Below are 379 nucleotides of genomic sequence, written 5' to 3' on the forward strand. Positions count from 1 at the left end.
TTCAGAGAGTTTCATCACACCACCTCGCCGCTTGGAGGGGTGGGGAGAGGACGCAAAGGCATCCAGTGCGTTGCGGTTACTGGTTCGTGGTACTGGTCGTACCAGCACTTGTCAGCGGGGCCGCCTTCGTACCAGCCAGCCACAGCGCCTATCTCTTCTATGTCTGGGTCATTCCACCCCAACAGAACGATTGTCCCATCCGTCGGCGCGCTCTCAATCGGCAGCCATCCTTCCCCCTGCGCCCCCGCTTCGTCGGGCTTATCCGCTACTGGATGGGATGCGAGGGCGCGTTCGGCATCCATGCGACGATAATGGCGATCTTGGAACCATTTGCTGACAGCATCGAAGTATGCCTGCCGGTCGGCTTCCGAATTGGTGT

Annotated in this window: 1 pseudogene; it reads right to left on the minus strand. The window is 59.6% G+C overall.

The features are described from left to right. Positions 1-14: 14 nt before the first annotated feature. Positions 15-379 (minus strand): annotated as a pseudogene (locus ACTJKP_RS27245) (hypothetical protein); the annotation flags it as partial.

It is taken from the genome of Brucella sp. 22210 (genome assembly GCF_052045675.1).
In the GTDB taxonomy this organism is placed as follows: Bacteria; Pseudomonadota; Alphaproteobacteria; order Rhizobiales; family Rhizobiaceae; genus Brucella.